At 27.2% G+C, this 19,858-nt stretch carries 14 protein-coding genes and 1 pseudogene; 3 read left to right on the top strand and 12 right to left on the bottom strand.

Going from position 1 to position 19,858, the window contains the following annotated elements; all coding sequences use genetic code 11:
* Positions 1-140: 140 nt before the first annotated feature.
* From H8S10_RS07865 to H8S10_RS07820, 10 genes are all read right to left on the bottom strand, one after another.
* Positions 141-3,365, bottom strand: a complete 3,225-nt coding sequence (locus H8S10_RS07865) for a sensor histidine kinase (RefSeq protein WP_186838501.1) — start codon at positions 3,363-3,365, stop codon at positions 141-143.
* A gap of 120 nt (positions 3,366-3,485) precedes the next feature.
* Entirely contained in the window at positions 3,486-3,953 is a 468-nt protein-coding gene (locus H8S10_RS07860) for a hypothetical protein (RefSeq protein WP_186838500.1), read from the bottom strand.
* Between the two features lie 143 nt (positions 3,954-4,096).
* Positions 4,097-6,151, bottom strand: coding sequence for an FtsX-like permease family protein (locus H8S10_RS07855; protein WP_055263723.1), 2,055 nt, complete (start codon positions 6,149-6,151; stop codon positions 4,097-4,099).
* Positions 6,141-6,908, bottom strand: coding sequence for an ABC transporter ATP-binding protein (locus tag H8S10_RS07850; protein WP_055263725.1), 768 nt, complete (start codon positions 6,906-6,908; stop codon positions 6,141-6,143). The genes H8S10_RS07855 and H8S10_RS07850 overlap by 11 nt, the downstream gene beginning before the upstream one ends.
* A 352-nt stretch (positions 6,909-7,260) precedes the next feature.
* Positions 7,261-8,271 (bottom strand): sensor histidine kinase, encoded by a 1,011-nt coding sequence (locus H8S10_RS07845; RefSeq protein ID WP_186838499.1) that lies wholly within the window; start codon positions 8,269-8,271, stop codon positions 7,261-7,263.
* The gene (locus H8S10_RS07840) at positions 8,268-8,939 is read right to left on the bottom strand and encodes a response regulator transcription factor (protein ID WP_055263729.1); all 672 of its coding nucleotides are present in this window, start codon (positions 8,937-8,939) and stop codon (positions 8,268-8,270) included. Before H8S10_RS07840 ends, H8S10_RS07845 begins: the two co-directional genes overlap by 4 nt.
* Before the next feature lie 328 nt (positions 8,940-9,267).
* Complete coding sequence (locus H8S10_RS07835) at positions 9,268-10,752, bottom strand: ATP-binding protein (RefSeq protein ID WP_186838498.1); 1,485 nt, start codon at positions 10,750-10,752, stop codon at positions 9,268-9,270.
* 213 nt (positions 10,753-10,965) lie between these two features.
* Positions 10,966-11,427 (bottom strand): YdeI/OmpD-associated family protein, encoded by a 462-nt coding sequence (locus H8S10_RS07830; protein ID WP_055263733.1) that lies wholly within the window; start codon positions 11,425-11,427, stop codon positions 10,966-10,968.
* A complete protein-coding gene (locus tag H8S10_RS07825; RefSeq protein WP_055263735.1) occupies positions 11,424-11,957 on the bottom strand; it encodes a hypothetical protein in 534 nt (177 codons plus the stop codon). The genes H8S10_RS07830 and H8S10_RS07825 overlap by 4 nt, the downstream gene beginning before the upstream one ends.
* 71 nt (positions 11,958-12,028) lie before the next feature.
* Complete coding sequence (locus H8S10_RS07820; RefSeq protein ID WP_055263737.1) at positions 12,029-12,466, bottom strand: MarR family winged helix-turn-helix transcriptional regulator; 438 nt, start codon at positions 12,464-12,466, stop codon at positions 12,029-12,031.
* Between the two features lie 107 nt (positions 12,467-12,573).
* Between H8S10_RS07820 and H8S10_RS07815 the strand changes: the two genes are divergently transcribed.
* The 3 genes from H8S10_RS07815 (at position 12,574) to H8S10_RS07805 (ending at position 15,712) form a co-directional block, all read left to right on the top strand.
* Positions 12,574-13,968 carry an MATE family efflux transporter gene (locus tag H8S10_RS07815; protein WP_186838497.1) on the top strand — a complete coding sequence of 465 codons (1,395 nt, stop codon included), beginning with the start codon at positions 12,574-12,576 and terminating at the stop codon, positions 13,966-13,968.
* A 79-nt stretch (positions 13,969-14,047) separates the two neighbouring features.
* A complete protein-coding gene (locus H8S10_RS07810) occupies positions 14,048-15,058 on the top strand; it encodes a cysteine synthase family protein (RefSeq protein WP_186838529.1) in 1,011 nt (336 codons plus the stop codon).
* Positions 15,059-15,205: 147 nt separating this feature from the next.
* Positions 15,206-15,712 (top strand): hypothetical protein, encoded by a 507-nt coding sequence (locus H8S10_RS07805; protein ID WP_055263743.1) that lies wholly within the window; start codon positions 15,206-15,208, stop codon positions 15,710-15,712.
* Positions 15,713-16,057: 345 nt separating this feature from the next.
* On the opposite strand, the gene H8S10_RS07800 is transcribed toward H8S10_RS07805, so the two are convergent.
* Both H8S10_RS07800 and H8S10_RS07795 read right to left on the bottom strand, forming a co-directional pair.
* Positions 16,058-17,833, bottom strand: coding sequence for a S8 family peptidase (locus H8S10_RS07800; protein ID WP_347707671.1), 1,776 nt, complete (start codon positions 17,831-17,833; stop codon positions 16,058-16,060).
* Positions 17,834-17,854: 21 nt separating this feature from the next.
* Positions 17,855-19,642 (bottom strand): annotated as a pseudogene (locus tag H8S10_RS07795) (S8 family peptidase).
* Positions 19,643-19,858: the final 216 nt, after the last annotated feature.

Below are 19,858 nucleotides of genomic sequence, written 5' to 3'. Positions count from 1 at the left end.
AGTATATATTTATTTCTTTATTATCTTTTCTTTATTTAATTAATTAATTCTTATATTTAATAAAAAATTAGCATATATATCTCCATAAATATACATGCTAATTTATTTTAATTATTAAGTTGTAAAGTTACCTTCTAGAATTAAACTAAAGGTAAAGTTATTGTAAATTTACTTCCCTGATTTTCTTCACTTTCTAATGAAACATTACCATTATGAAGCTCTACTATATATTTAACTAATGTTAAACCTATCCCACTACTACTTACTTTAGTTGAATCAGAACCTTTTCCTTGCTCAAATCTGTTAAAAATGAACTCTTGGTCATCTTTTGATATACCAAGTCCAGTATCTTCAACAGAAATGCTTACAAAATTCTCATTTTCTTTAATTACAATACTAATTCTTCCACCACTTTCAGTGAATTTAACCGCATTTCCAATAAGATTTATAATACATCTTTCTATTTCTTTTGGGTCGCAACATATTGTTTTTTCTTCTATCTCTGGGTCAATTATTAGTTCAAGTCCTTTTTCTTTTATATAATCGCTCATATTAAGAGCTGTTTCTTCTACTAAATAAACTATATCTACATTATCTTGTTTATTTATTTTATAAGCTCCAGACTCTATCTTTGAACTATCTATAATATCATTTATAATCTTTAATAAATTATTAGAGCTTTTCTTTATTACATCCATATAATGTTTTGCTTTTTCTTTAGTAACATTTCCACTATCCTCTAAAGAATTTAACAATTGTAAAACAGATAATATTATATTTATAGGAGTTCTTAACTCGTGAGAAAGATTTACAAAATAATCATTTTTAAATTTCTCATTTTTTAAACTTCTTTCATATAATTTTTTATTTTCATCCATCTGACGATTTATTTCTTTAGTCTGTTTTTCAACTATAGCTTTTAATAATTTAACTCTGTTCCATATAAAGTAGATTATAGCTAAAAAAATAAAAATATAAAAACAATATGCTGCTTTAGTTTTCCAAATAGGACTATTTATCGTAAAATTTAAACTTGTTTCTTCTGTAATGTCTCCAGTATTATTCATAGCCTTTACTTTAAAAGTGTAGTTACCTGGTGATAATAATGTATAGTTTGAAAATGACCCTCTATTAATATATTTCCACTCATCATCTACTCCTTCAAGCTTGTATAAATAATTTATCTCTCCTAATCTTCCATACTCAGGAAGGAAATATTGAAACATTATGTTGTTCTCATTGTACTTTAAATTTAGGTTCTTATCTCCCAAAGTAATTAACTCACCATTTATTCTTACTTTTCCTATTACAACATTTTCATTTCTATATGTATCTTCATTAATCTCCATTGGATTAAAAGATACTACTCCAGTAGATGTTCCAAATAGTACCTGACCACACTCCATATTTAAGCTTACCCCTCTATTGAAGTGGCTTCCTTGAATTCCATCTATTTCAGAAAAATTTATAAATTTATTTTCTTCAATATTAAATTTACTTAATCCATTATTTGTTCCTAGCCATAAGTTTCCACAACTATCTATTTCAATTGAATTTATATAATCACTAACTAGTCCATCTTTTTGAGAATATCTTATAAATATTTCAGTTTCTATATCAAATTTATTTAATCCTGAATTTGTTCCTATCCACAAAACTCCATTTCCATCACCTTCTATACAATTTACAAAGTCATAGCTAATAGAAGTGATGTCTTTACTTGTTACATAGTTTTTTATAATACCATCAGTTTTATGAAATTTTATAAGTCCGCTATATCGTTCTCCCGCTAGCCATAATATATCTTTATCTCTTTCATCTTGAAAGATATCTACAACTCTATAATTATCTATTCCTTTCTCTTGAAAATTCTCATTATAGTTTACTAATTCATATGTTCCATTTTCACTTTTAAAAAAAACATTATTAGTACCTATCCACAAATCATATCCATCATTAAAAATAGTTAATATTTCATTAGTATACTCTTCTCTTAAGTCTCTAGTTACGTTACATTCTATCTTTCTTGTATCTTTATATAAAACATCTACCCCTCTATCTGTAGATATTACAAATCTATTTTTTTCAATCTCGAAAATATTATTTATTTTATTACTAGATAATGAGTTATTATTATTCTCATCATATATATATCTAACAGTCTCTTTAGTTTCTACAATAAAGTTTATTATTCCATTACTCTCTGTACCTATCCATAAATCGTTATTACTATCCTCGATTATAGATGTTATACTACTATATGGTATATCCATTTTCCTTAAAGCGTCATTTATGCTATTACTAAACTGTTGAGCTGTATTTAATATGCTCACTCCATTATCAGTTCCTATCCATAAAACTCCATTTCTATCTTGAAATAAACAGGTGATAGAATTACTAATTAGACTAGTATTAAATGCTATGTCTTTTTTGTAAGTTTCAATTGTATTATTTTGTTCATTATATTTTACTAGTCCATCTGAGGTTCCAAGCCATACATTGCCTTCAATATCACATAGTACTGTAACGATACTGTTTTCTATACTATCATCAAATCTAACTTTATAAATATTAGTTTTTTTATCAAATACATTATGTTTATATATCCCACTTTTACTAGCAACCCACATATATCCATCTATACTTCTACCAATTGCGTATATTTGCTTAGAATTTTCTTCCCCAAAATTCTTAGCATAATAATCTAATTCATTTATATTTATTCCACCTATACCACATTTAGTAGCTATCCATAAAAATCCATTTTCATCTTCACTTATATCAGTAATATAATTATTAGCAATTTCATTATCCCTATCATTCCAATAATATTTAACAAATTTATCACTTTCGGAATCATACCTATTTAACCCTGAAGCTGTTCCTACCCACATAGTATTATTACTATCTTTATAAATATCTGTTATATATGGGCTGCTCAAGTTATTTTTATCACCATAGCAAACTATATTTTCTGTTTCACCATCAATGATATTTAAACCGCCATAAGTTCCAACCCATATATACCCCTGCTCATCCTCCGCAATACTTGTTATATATGTAGAACTCAAACCATCTTCTGTGCTGTTTTCATAATTATAAACTTTTACCCCATTTCCATCATATTGATTTAACCCATCTTCAGTTCCTATCCATATATACCCCTTAGAATCTTGAAAAATACAAGTTATAGCATTACTAGATAAACCATCTTTCATAGATATATTTTGAAAGTTAACTTTGCCATTATCTAAATTTTTTTTATTGGAAAGATTAATTTCATCAGCTAGTACTACTGTATTATAAAAAATGCTTATAAAAAATACTATTAAGATTATTGCTGTATATCTTACACGTTTAGTCATTTTTTGCCCCCATCGCTATAATATAGTATTATCCCCTCCATAATTTTAACATTATTTACTATTTTCATCAATATTTCCCGATAGTTTTTCGCTAATATCTTTAATTTCTAGTGTCTAAGTTTATCTAAATCCGAAAATAGGTTGTAAGTTATCCCTATCATATAATCCATTGGCAGCTTTTATATAGTATATTGCTGCTGTTACATTTAGAACATTTGCAGTAATTAAGTCTATATTAGGTTGAATCGAATAATCAGCTCCATTATTTATATCTTCATATGCTAGGTTATAATTAATCATTGCAAGCTGAGCTGATAATAATCCAGTTATTAAAAATATATAGACTGCCTGCTTTACCAAAGTATCTGCTTCTATTTGAAGTTCATTATTTGTAAAATGTGTCTCAACTAGTTCAACTCCTAATAATGCAGCTTTATATAGTAATACTTGTCCATATATATTTAGTATTATTACTAATTGTTGTACAGCAAGAAGTTGTAACTTTTCACTTTCTTTATCATTATAATAAGTAGATTTCTCTTGCCTATCTCTTTTTCTTTTTTTATATTTAAAAGATTTTTTTCCCATAATAACACCCCTTTGTCTGTACTCATACTCTATATTATTTAATATATTTTTTATTTGCTCCAACCTTGAAGTAATAATCGAAAAAGACCATATTAAAATCATTTCAATTTCTTAAAATGGATTTTAACATAGCCTTTATTTATCTATTTTGAATTTTTAATTATAATCTTATATCCTGTATATGTTGTATAAAAATATCCTCCATAAACGACAATAAGTATTCCTAAAGTCATTAATGCTGTTGGTACAATATTAGGTTTTCCATATAAAGCTATAAATTTATTAACTACCGATATTCCAACTATTGAGCTTACTATTGCAAGTGTTAATGGCATTGCAAAATAAATTACTGTTTGAGTAAATATAGTTTTATTTATCATCTTTTCTGTTGCACCAATTTTCTTTAATGCCTTGTATCTATCACTACTATCACTAGCTTCTGATAATTGTTGAAGAGCTAAAACCGCTGCACTAGAAATTAAAAATACAATTCCTAAATATAATCCCATATAAAGTATCATTGTAGTCAGCCCTTTACTTTGTTCATAAAGCTGCTTCTTTGTATATCTTAACATTGGTAGATTATGAATTTCATCTTTCTCTCCTCTAGTATAACTACTACTAAGTGCTCCTTCACTCTTATATCCACTTAAAGAATCAAATAAACTAATCATTTCCTCTTCTTCTGTAGGATTATTAGGATTCTTATAATTCATATTCATATATGCTGAATCTAAAGTCATATCTTTAAAATCATCTGGCACTATAATAGTTAACACATTATCTGCTATTTCAGAGTTATATACTGCTTCGCTTAAATATTCTTTATTAGCTACCTTATACTCTTTTCCAGCTATGCTAATCTGTGGATTACTTTCAATAAAGTTTTTTACTGAATCTTTCGCTGATGTAAAATTAGATGTAACTAATATTTCATTATCACTTATATTTAATGGCTCTTCACCATATAAACTTCTTATTTTATTATAATCTGAAATCTTAATAGCATCTATATATTCCCATCTGTGCTTTCCATCATCTAAGCTCCTTTTAAACTCTCCTACTGCATAATCCTTTAGTATAGTGTTAGCATCTATCCCATTAATTACATATCCATTAATAAATATAGGTTCACTATAAGAAAATTCATAATTAATTTCTTTTAATACATCCTCCATACTTTTATAAGTGCTATCTTCATCTGTAAATAACTTTATTGAAGCATCATATGGAGCAACTATACCTTTTTCTAAAGCACTTTTGAAGCTTAACCCTGTTGATAAAAGTACTATAGTTATAAATAACATAAGTGAAATTACTGTCATTGATACAAAATTAGTATTTACTTTACTACTTATTTGCCTTGTAACAAAAATATTTAACTTTTTAAGATATATATTCTTACTTCTTTGAATTATTGATAATAAAAATCCTGAAATTCCATAGAAAAATCCTGCTGTTCCTATTACACCTAATACTATTGAAAGCTTAAATCCTAGCTTTTCCATATTTAGTCCACTTTTACTTACTAAATAATATGCTGTAAATAAAATTATCATAGATATGATAAATATAATTGATGAAACTATCGGATTTTTTATTTTAATATCTTCACTTTTTCTTGCTGCAGTTAACATATCAATTAATTTATATTTTGATATAATTCTCGTATTAAATATCATTAAAACACCAAATATTAAAGCAAAATATAATACTGTTTTTAAAATAGCACTACCTGATACTACAAATTTAAATTCAGACATTCCAACTTCAAATAATTTAGCTGTAAACAATGATAGACCTTGTGATACACCTAATCCTAATAATAAACCTGATAAAAGAGATAATACTCCTACTATTAAAGTTTCACTTAATAATATCTTTGATATTTTTCTCTTACTCATTCCAAGTGTCATATAAATTCCAAGTTCTTTTTTTCTTTTCTTTATTAAGAAATTATTTGCATATAGAATTAATCCACCTAAAACAAATGATACAAATACTGAAACATATGATATTAAAGTCGTTATAAGTGCTATATATTCTGCTTGATTTTTATTAATATCTAATAATGCTTTTTGTGATTCTATAGAGTTAAAGCTATAAAATATACATACAGCAAAAGATATTGTTAAAAAGTATATTGCATAATCCTTAAAACTTCTTTTTACATTATTTATAGCTATCTTAGAATACATTCTCAACATCACCTCCAAGCAGAGTTACAACTTCAATTATTCTATTAAAGAATTCTTTTCTTGAATCGTTTCCTCTTACTAACTCATTAAAAACTTTTCCATCTTTTATAAATAGAATTCTATGAGCATAACTTGCTGTAAAAGCATCATGAGTAACCATAAGTATTGTAGCATCTAAATCTTTATTTAATTTTTCGAAAGAATCTAATAATAATCTTGATGACTTAGAATCTAGTGCTCCTGTTGGTTCATCTGCTAAGATTAATGATGGGTCAGTTACAATTGCTCTAGCAGATGCAACTCTTTGCTTTTGTCCTCCTGACATTTGATATGGATATTTATTTAATACTTCCTCTATTCCAAGATTTTTTGAAACATTTTTTATTTTTTCATCTATTAAACTCGGCTTAACTCCTTGTATAGTCAATGCTAAAGCTATATTTTCATATGCAGTTAATGTATCTAAAAGATTAAAGTCTTGAAATATAAACCCTAATTCATCTTTTCTAAAATTTTCTAATTGCTTTGATTTCATCTTAGTTATATCTTTATCATTTATTATTATATTACCTGTAGTTACTGTATCTATAGTTGAAATACAATTAAGCAGTGTTGTCTTTCCAGATCCTGATGGACCCATTATTCCAACAAATTCCCCTTTATCAACTCTAAAGCTAATATTATCTATAGCCTTTGTTATATTATCTTTATTTCCATAATACTTTTCTACTTTCTCTACTTTTAATATGTTCCTCACTCTTCCTACCTCCAAAATTTATAATAAATTTAACTTCTTGCATTTTTCTTTTTATATTTAAATTCTTTAATATTGCTTTCAACATAATTTATTCTATACTAAAATATCATAGCCACATATTGATTAAGCTTTCATATAAGTTACAAATTTGTAAGATAAAATCCTTAATCAATATTGCACATACTTGTATATGAGATATATGAAAATATATCTATGTGGTTATTTTCAAATATAAAAATAACCACAGCATATAGTATTAGTAATTATTTTTCTAATATCATATACTATGGTTATCATATTTTTAGTTTTTATAATCTTATTTACTACAATATATAAATACTCTTAACTAAGCTTAAAAATCAGTAAATCTTCCTTTTGGAAATACTATATTAACCTTTGTTCCTTCATTTACTTTAGAAGTTATAGTTATTCCAAGTCCTAATTTTCTACAAAGCTTTTTACAAAGATAAAGACCTATACCTGTAGATTTACCAAATCGCCTTCCATTCTCTCCAGTAAATCCTTTTTCAAAAACTCTATCTATATCTTTACCACTTATACCTACACCATTATCTTTTATAGTTAGTACTATATTATTTTCATATTCTTCAGAATAGATTTCTACTACTCCTTTATTAGCTTCAGAAAATTTAATAGCATTTACTATTACCTGATTTATTATAAATTCAATCCATTTTGCATCACTAAATATCTTTCCACTTACTTCTTTTAGCTCTAATTTAATCTTTTTATTTATAAAATCTCTAGAATTTGATTTAATAGATTTCATTACTACTGCTCTTAAATCAAATTCTTTAATTATGTAATCTTTGCTTACATCACTACTTCGAGCATAATATAAAACTTGATCAATATAATTTTCTACTTTTCTAATTTCATAATTAACTCTTTCGCTTAATTTACTATCATCATTCTCTAGAATTAACTTAGTTGATGCTATAGGTGTCTTTATTTCATGAACCCATGTTTCAATATACTCTCTATATTCTAACTGTTCATCTTTAAAATATTTTACTCGTTCATTCATATCTTTACTAACAGTTTTCAAAATATTATTTAATATCTTTCCTTCGATAAAATTAGCTTCATCTATAACCTCTGGTAATAAATACTTTTTATCTAAATTCTCTAATACATTATTTATACTATCAAAATACCTTCTACTCTTAATTAATTCTATTACTATATAAGATACTAATGGTAAAAACCAAATTGAAAATACTATTATTATTATACTTTTAGGCACATTAGCTATATACATAAAAATTGCAACAATAAAAAATAAAACTAAATTTATTATTAGAAAAGGTATCCTTTCTTTTATATATTCTACAATATTCATACCATTATATAACCTAACCCTCTTCTTGTTTCAATTATGTTAGATAATCCAATCTCCTCTAGCTTCTTTCTAATTCGTGTAACATTTACTGATAAAGTATTATCATCAATAAACATCTCACAATTCCAAAGATAATTTATAAGAGATTCCCTTGATACAATTTTTCCTCTATTCTTTATTAAATATGATAGAATTTTCAATTCATTTTTAGTTAATTCAATAACTTTATCATTATAAACTATAGTTCCATTAGATAAGTTCAACTTCATATCTCCATACTCCAATACATCTTGAACCGTGGAATTTCTGTATACTCTCTTTAATATAGATTCAATTCTTGCCAATAATATTTGTGTATTATAAGGTTTAGTTATAAAATCATCAGCCCCTAAGTTCATACTCATAAGCTCATCAACATCACTATCTCTACTAGTGACTATAATTATAGGAACCTCTGAAAATTTTCGTATCTCTCTACATATATAATACCCATCAAATATAGGTAAGTTTATATCTAATAATATTAAGTTTGGATTTTTACTTTTTACGTAATCAATAATATTAGAAAAGTCATCTGGAACTAATACCTCATACCCATACCTAGTTAAAAATACTTTCAACTCTTCCCTAATAGTTACTTCATCTTCTATAATCATAATTTTGGACATTTCGTTACTCCTTTAATGAAACACTTTCAGTTAAGTTCGCCATCAAAATCATAGATTTTGGGTCACTTAATGAAACACTCTACTCACTGACGTTCGTAGGTGTATACTCTGTATAACTTCAAGTTACCAAATTACAAATTTGGACTTTCAGTTGACTTCGACCATCAAAATCATAGATTTTGGGTCTTACTTATATTTTACAACAAAATCTTATAAAATATCTTAAGTTAATCTTAATATTAATTTAAAGTATTTTAATATTCTATATTTAATACAAATTAAAACACCTACTTATATAGCAGGTGTTTACTTGTCTATCTATATTAAATTATATAATAGCATATATATCTGAAAATTCTATCATACATTTTTCAAAAATTGTTTGGTTACAAATATTAAATTTAAGTTGCTCACTCTTAACTACTCTTTTTGCTGGTAGTGTAATTATAAAATTTGAACCTTTTCCTAGTTCACTTTGTACATTAATAGTTCCATTGTGCATTTCTACTACTGACTTTACTAATGCCAGACCTAATCCACTTCCCTCTTGTTTCCTTGATAAGCTTTTATCCTCTTGTCCAAATCTCTCAAAAATATTATTAATATTCTCTGGTGATATTCCAATTCCATTATCTTTTACAGAAATCTCAACACTATCTTCATAAGAGTTTATATTAACAAAGATTTCACCATTATCATTACCATATTTCACTGCATTAGATAGTAAATTAAGTATAACTTTTTCTATTTTTTCTTGATCACAGGCAACTATTCTTTCTTCTACGTTTGTATCAAAAATAATTTCACCACTGAAATTCCCCATGCAATCACAAGCTGTTAATACTACATCTTCAACTATAGATACAATATCTTTATTTTCTAAATTTATTTTATATTCTCCAGTATCTATTTTAGTCATATCAATAAGATTATCAGTTAATCTCAATAACCTATAAGAATTATTCTCAATCATTTCGATATAATTTTTAATCTTCTCTCCACTTATCTCTTTAATATCTCGCTCTTTTATATGGCTTCCTATTAATTGAGTAGTAGATAAAAGAACATTTAGTGGAGTTTTAAATTCATGAGAAATATTATTAAAAAATTCATTTCTAATCTTTTCTACTTCAATCTCTTTCTCAAGTTCTCTTCTTTTTTCTTCTATCTTCTTAATATCTGTAATATCATGTGCCACTCCAAAAACATATTTAACATCCCCATCTTTATCTACTGCCACATCCTTAGCTACAAAAAACAGGGCTAATTTATTTTTTATTCTAAGCTCCTCTTGCTCAATAATATTACACTTTTCTTTTATTAGTTTTCTATCTTCCTCTTCTATAACAGATGAGTCTTCTTTACAAAGAAAATCTCTATCTCTCTTTCCTATTATTTCATCTTTACTTAGTTTCATAAAATCACAATATGCTCTATTCACATAAATATATTTACCTTCTAAATCTCTCATCCATACCAATAGCGGAATATTTTCTAATATCTTTTCTAAATCAGCCTTAGTATATAATTCTTTTTCTTTTAAAACTAAAATTTTTGCACTATTTCCTTTCCATATTGCATTGTTTACTTTATATGTAAATTGAACTGGAGTATTTTCTTTGTTATAAATAATTACTTCTCCATCACTATCGAAATTATTAATCCCTTGTATAATATTAATCAAATTCTTTTTTTGTATATCATTCAAATTATAGCCCAATATATTTAACAAACTCTTATTACAGAATTTTATTATATTTTTTTCATCTAGAACCATTATGCATTCATCAATACAATTAAAAACAGATTCCATCTTTCATCCCCCGTATCCCATAAATACTACTCATTTATTTTATCATAAGCAAATTTTTTATACAAATATTATATTTAGAGTATTTTTTTCCCTTTTCGACATTCTATTCTTTTTTCATTTCGACATTAATTTACAAATATTAATTTAAACATAAACCCCTTCTGCATTTACAGAAGGGGCTTACATATTAAAATTTCCTATAAATAATCTTATTTACATTTTTTCTTTATTTGATAATTTTATTATAGTATCATTAATTCTTTTCTCAAATGTTTCTTTTTTCTTAGCAGAATTTATCCACGTAACATATTTTTTCTTTTGAGAATATGATAAATCATTATAAAAATCATATGCCTCTTTATTATCATTAAATCTCAATTTTAACTCTTCTGGAATTTCTATAATACGCTCTTCAACATCTCTTTCTACTATTACTTTAACAGTATCTCCATAAGTTTTTCCTATTTTATTGCGTATATCCTTAGTAAGTCCTATCATATAACAAGGTAATCCCATCTTAACAATAGAACCTCTATACTCAATTCCATCAAATGAAGCTTTAACTTTTATTCTTTTTGCTCCAAACTCCTTTTCCACATCAAATGGTATCTCTATATATGATGCATCTTTTCCATCTACCTTCTTTATCTCTGCTTCAAACTTATACTCTTTCACAGCTTTAACTCTTCTCCTGTACTCTGATTGATATTTACGTTAATTAACCTTTTAACATGTATTTTATCTAAATCTACCTTTGGTTGAACACTTGGATTGAGTGGATATCTACCTTCTTGATTTTTTAATGCTGTATAAAATCCATTCTTAACCCCACCACCGGTAACATACACAATTATATCATTAAATCCATTAGTTTTTGAATTACTTATTATTATTGGCATATTAACACTCGTAGTCTTAGATATAAAACTATAATTTCCATTCTCTTCAGTAAATACTAATAAAGTATCTCCACAGCTATTGCTAAAGTCTGGTCCCCATATATAAACTAATACTTCATTATTAGTTCCTCCATTTATATCTTCATAAAATGTCATATATCTATTACCTTCAGTTGTTACCTTAACATTACTAATTATTGCTTTTTCAAGTTCAATATTATTCTTAACATTTTCAGCACTTGTATATGAAGTAATTATAAAAGTTAAAATTAAAACAAAAATTGTACTAATAAGTATCTTTTTCATAAAAAAAACTCCTTATAACTATAATAATTATTCTTATTATTTGTTATAAAAAGATTTTTAATACATATTTTTTACCTTTTTTTAGAGTTTTTATAAAAACTATCCATAATTTTTATGTATGTTTTTATATCTTCTTTATCAATACCATCAGTAATAATATCAATAAATTCTCTTTGCATCTTTAATAATATATCAAGTAATGGTTCTGATTTTTCTGTAAGAAGAAGATGTTGACATCTTCTATCTTCTTTATCTATCTCGATTGTTATTAATTCTTTATCTAATAAAGGTTCCACAGCCTTAGATACATATGCTTTTGAAAATCCTCTAAGTTTAACTATATCCTTTGCAGTATTAAATTCTGGGTTATTTTTTATAAAAAGTAAAATATCTGCTTCTGGTTTTGTTAAATTACATTCCTTTGCAGCTTTAGAAGAAAGGTCATAATATAAATCACCAATATGTTTCATATTATATAAAATATTAGAAATTTTAAAATTTGTATCCATTTTTCCTCCAAGATAGTTGAATTATAAACTGTTTCCTTGTAAACTATATTATAATTAATATAAATCATTGTCAATTTTATTTTAAAATAAAGAAGGAGACTGATATTATGCAACATAATCAAACAGAAGAACTAGGAACCTGTAGTGTTGGAAAATTACTTTTTAAATTAGCAGTACCTGCAATTGCAGCACAAATTATTAACTTACTTTATAACTTAGTTGACCGTATGTATATTGGTCATATTGCTAATGTGGGCAAGCTAGCTTTAACAGGTGTTGGTGTTTGCTTACCTTTAATAATGATTATTTCTGCTTTTGCAGCACTTGTTAGTATGGGTGGCGCTCCAAGAGCATCTATATTTCTTGGAAAAGGTGAAAAAGACACTGCTGAGAAGACTTTAGGTAACTCTTTTACCTTACTTGTAATTATATCTATTACACTTACAATAATATTTTTATTCTTCGCTGAAGATTTACTTTTATTATTTGGTGCAAGTGAAAATACAATAACTTATGCAACAAGCTATATGAAAATATATAGTTTAGGTACTATATTTGTTCAATTAACGCTTGGTCTTAATGCCTTTATAAGTGCACAAGGCTTTGCAAAAACAAGTATGCTTACTGTTTTAATTGGTGCAATAACAAATATTATCCTAGATCCTATTTTTATTTTCGGATTTAATATGGGGGTAGCTGGTGCCGCTCTTGCAACTATAATTTCACAATCTTTATCAATGATTTGGATTTTATTCTTCTTAACAGGAAAGAAGACTACCTTAAAGATACGTAAAAAACATTTACGTCTATCAAAAGAAATTATTCTTCCATCAATAGCACTTGGACTTGCTCCATTTATTATGCAAGCTACTGAAAGTTTAATCGCAGTTTGTTTTAATTCTTCACTATTAAAATATGGTGGTGATATCGCTGTTGGTGCAATGACAATACTTACAAGTGTTATGCAATTTTCTATGCTTCCACTAACAGGATTAACTCAAGGTGGACAACCAATTATTAGTTATAATTTTGGTGCTAAGAATGCTGATCGTGTAAAGAAGGCCTTTAAGCTTTTACTTATTTCATGTTTAACTTACTCTACTGTGCTTTGGGCTTCTGCAATGATTTTCCCTCAAGCATTTATATTAATATTTAATAACGACCCTGAGCTTGTAGATTTTGCAAGTCGAGCACTTAGAATATATATGGCTGTATCTTGTATTTTCGGTATTCAGATTGCATGCCAACAAACATTTATTGCTCTAGGTAATGCAAAAGCATCTTTATTCTTAGCATTGCTTAGAAAAATAATTTTATTAATACCTTTAATTTATATTATGCCAATGTTTATGGAAGATAAAACAACAGCTGTATTTACTGCTGAACCTGTTGCAGATATCTTAGCAGTTACAACTACAGCAATATTATTTATAATTCAATTTAAGAAAGCAATGAAAGAAATTTCTACACCTTTAGATGATAAAAATTCTATAAATGCTTAAGAATTCGTAAAATTTATAATAAATATTTCTAAATCTAAGACATATATTTAATATTAATAATCTTAGTTTAGGAGTCTTAATTATGAATATTTCAAATAAAATAAGTAATTTAGAAAAACTTATAGGAAACACTCCATTAGTTGAAATTTCTTTTACTTATAAAGGAAAACCTCTTAAGGTATATTCTAAAATTGAACACTACAACTTAACTGGAAGCATTAAAGATAGAATCGCAATATATATGATAAAAAAAGCATATTCAGATAAGAGATTAAAAGAAAATGATATTATTGTAGAAGCTACTAGTGGGAATACTGGTATATCTTTTGCAGCTATAGGTGCTTATTTAGGACATGAAGTGCATATTTATATGCCTGACTGGCTTAGTACAGAAAGGATGAAGCTATTAGAAAGCTATAATGCAAAACTTCACTTAGTATCAAAAGAAGATGGTGGATTCCTAAAATGTGTATCCTTAGCAGAGGAATGTTCTAAAAATTGTTCTGATATATTTTTACCTGGACAATTTTCTAACGTAGATAATACTTATGCTCATTATTACTCTACAGGTCCTGAAATATATCATGCATTAAAAAAGCATGGTCTAAAAGCTGATTTATTTATTGCTGGTGTAGGAACTGGTGGAACAGTAATGGGTATAGGTAAATATTTAAAAGAAAGAAATCGGAATTTAAAAATTTATCCTCTTGAACCATCTAACTCTCCAACTTTATCAAAAGGAAAACATACATCTAGCAAGCATCGTATCCAAGGAATTTCAGATGAGTTTATACCTGCGATTTTAGATTTATCGAAATTAAATGATGTAATTAGCGTAGATGATGGTGATTCAATAATCATGTCTCAAATGATATGTAAAAAATTCGGTTTAGGTGTTGGAATATCTTCTGGTGCTAACTTTATAGGTGCAATAAAAGCCCTTGAATTAAATAATTTCAAAGGCAATATAGTTACTGTATTTGCAGATGATAATAAAAAATATTTATCGACAGACCTTATGAATGTTGAGTCTATAAAAGAAGGTTTTATATCTTCTGATGTAGAACTTCTAGACCTAAAAGTTCTATAACACAAACATATAAATTTCAACTTTTTTATAGCTAAGTAAGGATATAAAAAAGTTGAAATTTATTTTCTCCATAAAAGCATGCTTTACGCTTTCAAATAATCATCTTTTTGCATATACTATCATGAAATTCTTTTATGGAGGCATCTTTTGAAAAAAAGTAAAGACAATAAAAATTCAAATAAAAGCACTTCCTCAACAGATGCTTTTGAATTATACCTAAAAGATTTAGAATTAGCCTTAGCTAACTTAGAAAAAATAGGAGCATTATTTGCATCTTTCGGATATCTAACATTTTTCTCTGCTGCCAATTTAGATACATTAGATATATTAAATATAAATAACACTGGTCGTACACCTGAAGAAACCTTTGTTTATGGTCAAATATTAATTTCTATTGGATATACCTTATTATGGATAGTATCAATGAATAGATATTCAGAGGCTTTACTTAAACTTAATAATACCGAAGAAAATCCTGATTTAGCAACATTACAACAACTTAAGGATTCTTATCTAATAAGCTTATTTGCGAACTTCTACAGACTAGATGCATTTATTAAACTATATAAAGATAGTCTAGAAGAAGACTCTAGTTCTAATAGTACTACTGAAAGTAATACTCAAGAAACAGAATCAAACAACTTCTTTTATTAGATTACTTCAACTTTGAAATTTCTATCTCGTAATATTATATATAATATAAAAATAAGCCGTATTACTAAACTAGTAATACGGCTTCTCTACAACTTGTAGGTATAAGTTTCATATCAAGGAATTTAAGACTTTAAGATGATAGATTCATAACACATATATTACCTATAACTCCTTGTATGTTTATTATTAAATCTAGTACTGAACATGAAAATAAATCTATCTAACGAACCCCGTCTTTTCCCCTACAATATATAATATAATAATTCATTATTTTTGTTACTTCTTTATGATATATTTAAACTTTATAGAGTAACTTTGTATTGTGAAAATTTCATCTAAATAGTTTTATGTCATATTATTAAATATTTTATAAAAATTAATTATTCCATATCCAAGATGCGAATTAGGATATTTATCTCCTCTTCTTCTTTCAGTCCCTCTCCTAAAAAATGTCTTCATACTCTGTGTATACATATATGGATAATTGCCATTTACTATCCCCCACTGAAATAATAATACACAAGCTCCTGCTCCAATAGCAGCTGCAAGACTTGTACCATTAATAATCCTTGTAGTATTATTAAGTCCTACCGTTAACGTATTTACTCCTCCTGCGGCAAAGTCTATCTTATCATCCTTATCATCTCTAAATGCTGTACCTGAGTAGCCCAAAAGATTATTATTATTTTGATTATATGCAGCTACAGTTATAACAAAAGATGAGTCTCCTGGAATAGTTATAGTTCCATATGGATCGCTAGGGCTAAATCTTGTACCTTTCTCCAAAAGCTCTCTCTGCATTGTCCACATATTATATCTTGCATTTGAACCAAGCTTTAATTTTAATACTATACTCCAAATTCCCGGAGTAATATTAGAAAAATTAATCATTATAAACTCATCACCACTATATTTTTCTGGAACAAAATAATTTATCATCACTTTTGTATTTTCTATAGTAAATTCATATTTTTCCTGAAGGTTAAATGATAGCTGAATAATTCCAGTGGCCTCTCCTGATGGAGATATAAGACCAACCTCCATTATATTAGGCAAATCTACCCACACTTCTACAAAACAGTCTTTCTGATTTTCATCCATTATCAAATCCACTACCTCTTCACCTGATACTTCCTGTATTATCCCTGAAACATGTTCATCTTCAATTCCTTCATTACCAGTTCCACTAACTACAGCTATTCCTATGTTTCTAGTTATACTTTCTATATAAGAATCCAAAAGATTTATTCCTTTATGACTTCCAGCATTACTTCCCAATGGAAGAAGGATTACGACAGGTTTTTGCTGTCTTAATAAATATTGATTTAAAAATTCTATTGCTGCGAAAATAACTGATGCATCAAATACTGTTACACTTTCATCATACCCATTTCTATATTTAAATCCTATGGATTCAACTAATTTTATTACTACAAATTCACATTCTGGTGCAATACCTTTTATATCTGGATTTTTCCCTGCTGCACCAACTATTCCCGCCATACTTGTTCCATGTCCATTCATATCTCTGCTTGGAACTATACTATATGGATTTTCTCCATTCCTTTTTGCCTGTATTGCTCTATTTATATCATCTTTTGTATACACTTCTCCAAAAGGAATCTCTCTATTCTCTTCCTTAATAGAATCAATAGTCTGATCCCATATAAGATTAATTCTAGTATTTCCTTCACTATCCATAAACTCTTCATTTAAATAGTCTATACCTGTATCTATTATCCCAACAACTACCCCTTTACCTGTTAAATTCAATTGCATCTGGTCCTGTAAAAGATTTACTCCTACTGCTTCAATAGCTGATATTTGTTGTAATGAAAACAGTGTTAACGGTTCAAGATATACTATATAAAATTTATTACTTACTTCACTTTCATTAATTTTATTTACAATTTCCGTTGCATCAAAGGTATACTCTATATTACTCTGTTCAACAGAAAGTATCGCAAAACTCTCATTTATTACAGTTATGTGTGTTCCTGAAATCTCTTTTATATTACTTATTTCTCCTTCATATTGAATTACGTAATGTAAATAATTCCTATTGATAAAAATATTCTCTTTATATTTAGGATTATAATTATTAATTTTTAAATATTCCACTTAAGGTCCTCCAATTCAATACTATTGTTTTGGAATTCTTACAAATAAATTATTAATATGATACTCGTCGTATTCATTATCACTAATTCTATAATTTCCAGCTATTATATTAAATACCTCATCTAAATCCATATCACCATATCCATTTTCCTCATGTGGGTAAATAAAATTACCTTTTCTTTTTGCTGCATATATTAATAAACTCCTAATTTTAGTAGAATTAATAGCTAAATCATTTTTATCAGTTACTGCCCATTGAAGTAAAAGCGCACATACTCCAGCTACGATTGCTGTTGCAGCAGAACTTCCAGTTGTTGAAATGACATTGTTCCCATCTAAATCTATTGTTAATATATTTGTCCCAACCGTTGCTATATCTGGATTGATAAGATAATTTGCATTAAATCCTTTTCCTGATTCTGCTTGAATTCCACCGGTTATATTACTGTAATACGCTACTGTTACCACTCTCATAGCAGTAGATGGTATTGTTAATGTATTATATGGACTAGGTTCTAAAAATTTAGTTCCCTCCGGCATCAACATTTTATCATTTAACCATATATCATATCTTCCATTGATTATATACTCTCCTTTTAATTTCAGCTTCCATATACCAGCTTTTATACTTTTAAATTTTAGATGATAAACCTGATGTCCTGTATAGTTTTCTGGATCATATTCTTCAACCTGAATATTTGTATCTGTTAAATAAAACTTTCTATCATACTTTGCTTGTACTTTTTGTATAAAAAAGCCTATCTCCTCCCCTGCTGGAGAAATTATGCTTAAAGACATTCTATTTGGCTTCTGAACCTATATATAGAAATTGAAGACTTCGATAGTTCTAGGTATATTTATTTCAACGGTATCAATATCTCCTACATTTTTAATATACCTTGTAACATGGCCTTCACTATTCCCCAAATTTCCAGTACCTGCAACAAATATAATTCCACTTTTATCAGCTATTGAAGTAATAAATCTTGCTGTAATATTATATCCATCATGACTTCCCTGTGTACTACCAACTCCTAAGTATATAACTATCAGCCTCTCTAGTTCTTGTGCTCGTTTTTCTAGATAGGCAATAGCTGCTAATACTTCTGAATTATTATAAACAGGAACTATAGGAAGATTGTTCCTCTTTAAAATTGTCTTATAATTAGGTGATTCAAAAAGTTTTACAACTAAAAAATCACAATCATTGACTATTCCAACCATTTTTCCGTTATATCCTCTAGCACCAATTATCCCTGCCATTTTTGTGCCATGCCCTACTTCATCTTTACTATTTACAAGTGCATATGGATCTTGTCCATTTTTTTGTGCTTTAATTGCATTATTAATTTCTGCATTGGTAAATTCTCTTCCTATATATACATTCTCTTTTCTATCTGATTGTATACTTTGGTCCCATAAACTAATTATCCTCGAAGTATCATCTTCTCTAATAAACTCCTTATTCAAGTAATTAATCCCTGTATCTATTATTCCAACCAAAACTCCTCTTCCATTTAAACCTATATAAGGATTACTTTTAACTTGATATATATTATCAACATCACTTGGTGATATATCTTGAAGTGTATATACGCTTCTAGCCTCAATAAATATTATTGCCGGTACATCTTTTCTTAATCTATCAAGATTTTCTTCACTTACAGCTACTACTGCTAATGTATCTGTAATAGTATCACCACATGCATAATCTACCTTATCAATTTGTTCCTTAAAATTCCCTCTATATTCCACTACATATCCTGGAGCATTTTCATCTAAATAATAGTTACATGTACTATTACTCATCATTTCTCTCCCTACTATTACTTACACTATAAGTTTATGATTTAATAAAAAATAATACCCCAACAATTATAAAATCACCTCTATAACTTATAGCTTATAGGGTTAATCATATTTCTTAACCCTTATATATCAAGGCCTTTATGGCCAAGATTTTTTATATCACTCAAATTTTTCAGTATCATTTTTGCTCCTTTGGATAAAACTAATAGCATATAC

It is taken from the genome of Clostridium sp. NSJ-49 (assembly GCF_014287725.1).
Classification (GTDB): domain Bacteria; phylum Bacillota; class Clostridia; order Clostridiales; family Clostridiaceae; genus Clostridium; species Clostridium disporicum_B.
The sequence above is the reverse complement of the archived record's forward strand: the minus strand, read 5'-3'. Positions and strand labels throughout refer to the sequence as shown.

Coding starts and splice junctions, on each gene's coding strand:
- H8S10_RS07835 (WP_186838498.1), bottom strand. CDS start 10,752: ATGGAATCTGTTTTTAATTGTATTGATGAATGCATAATGGTTCTAGAT.
- H8S10_RS07860 (WP_186838500.1), bottom strand. CDS start 3,953: ATGGGAAAAAAATCTTTTAAATATAAAAAAAGAAAAAGAGATAGGCAA.
- H8S10_RS07825 (WP_055263735.1), bottom strand. CDS start 11,957: ATGAAAAAGATACTTATTAGTACAATTTTTGTTTTAATTTTAACTTTT.
- H8S10_RS07865 (WP_186838501.1), bottom strand. CDS start 3,365: ATGACTAAACGTGTAAGATATACAGCAATAATCTTAATAGTATTTTTT.
- H8S10_RS07855 (WP_055263723.1), bottom strand. CDS start 6,151: ATGTATTCTAAGATAGCTATAAATAATGTAAAAAGAAGTTTTAAGGAT.
- H8S10_RS07840 (WP_055263729.1), bottom strand. CDS start 8,939: ATGTCCAAAATTATGATTATAGAAGATGAAGTAACTATTAGGGAAGAG.
- H8S10_RS07845 (WP_186838499.1), bottom strand. CDS start 8,271: ATGAATATTGTAGAATATATAAAAGAAAGGATACCTTTTCTAATAATA.
- H8S10_RS07815 (WP_186838497.1), top strand. CDS start 12,574: ATGCAACATAATCAAACAGAAGAACTAGGAACCTGTAGTGTTGGAAAA.
- H8S10_RS07820 (WP_055263737.1), bottom strand. CDS start 12,466: ATGGATACAAATTTTAAAATTTCTAATATTTTATATAATATGAAACAT.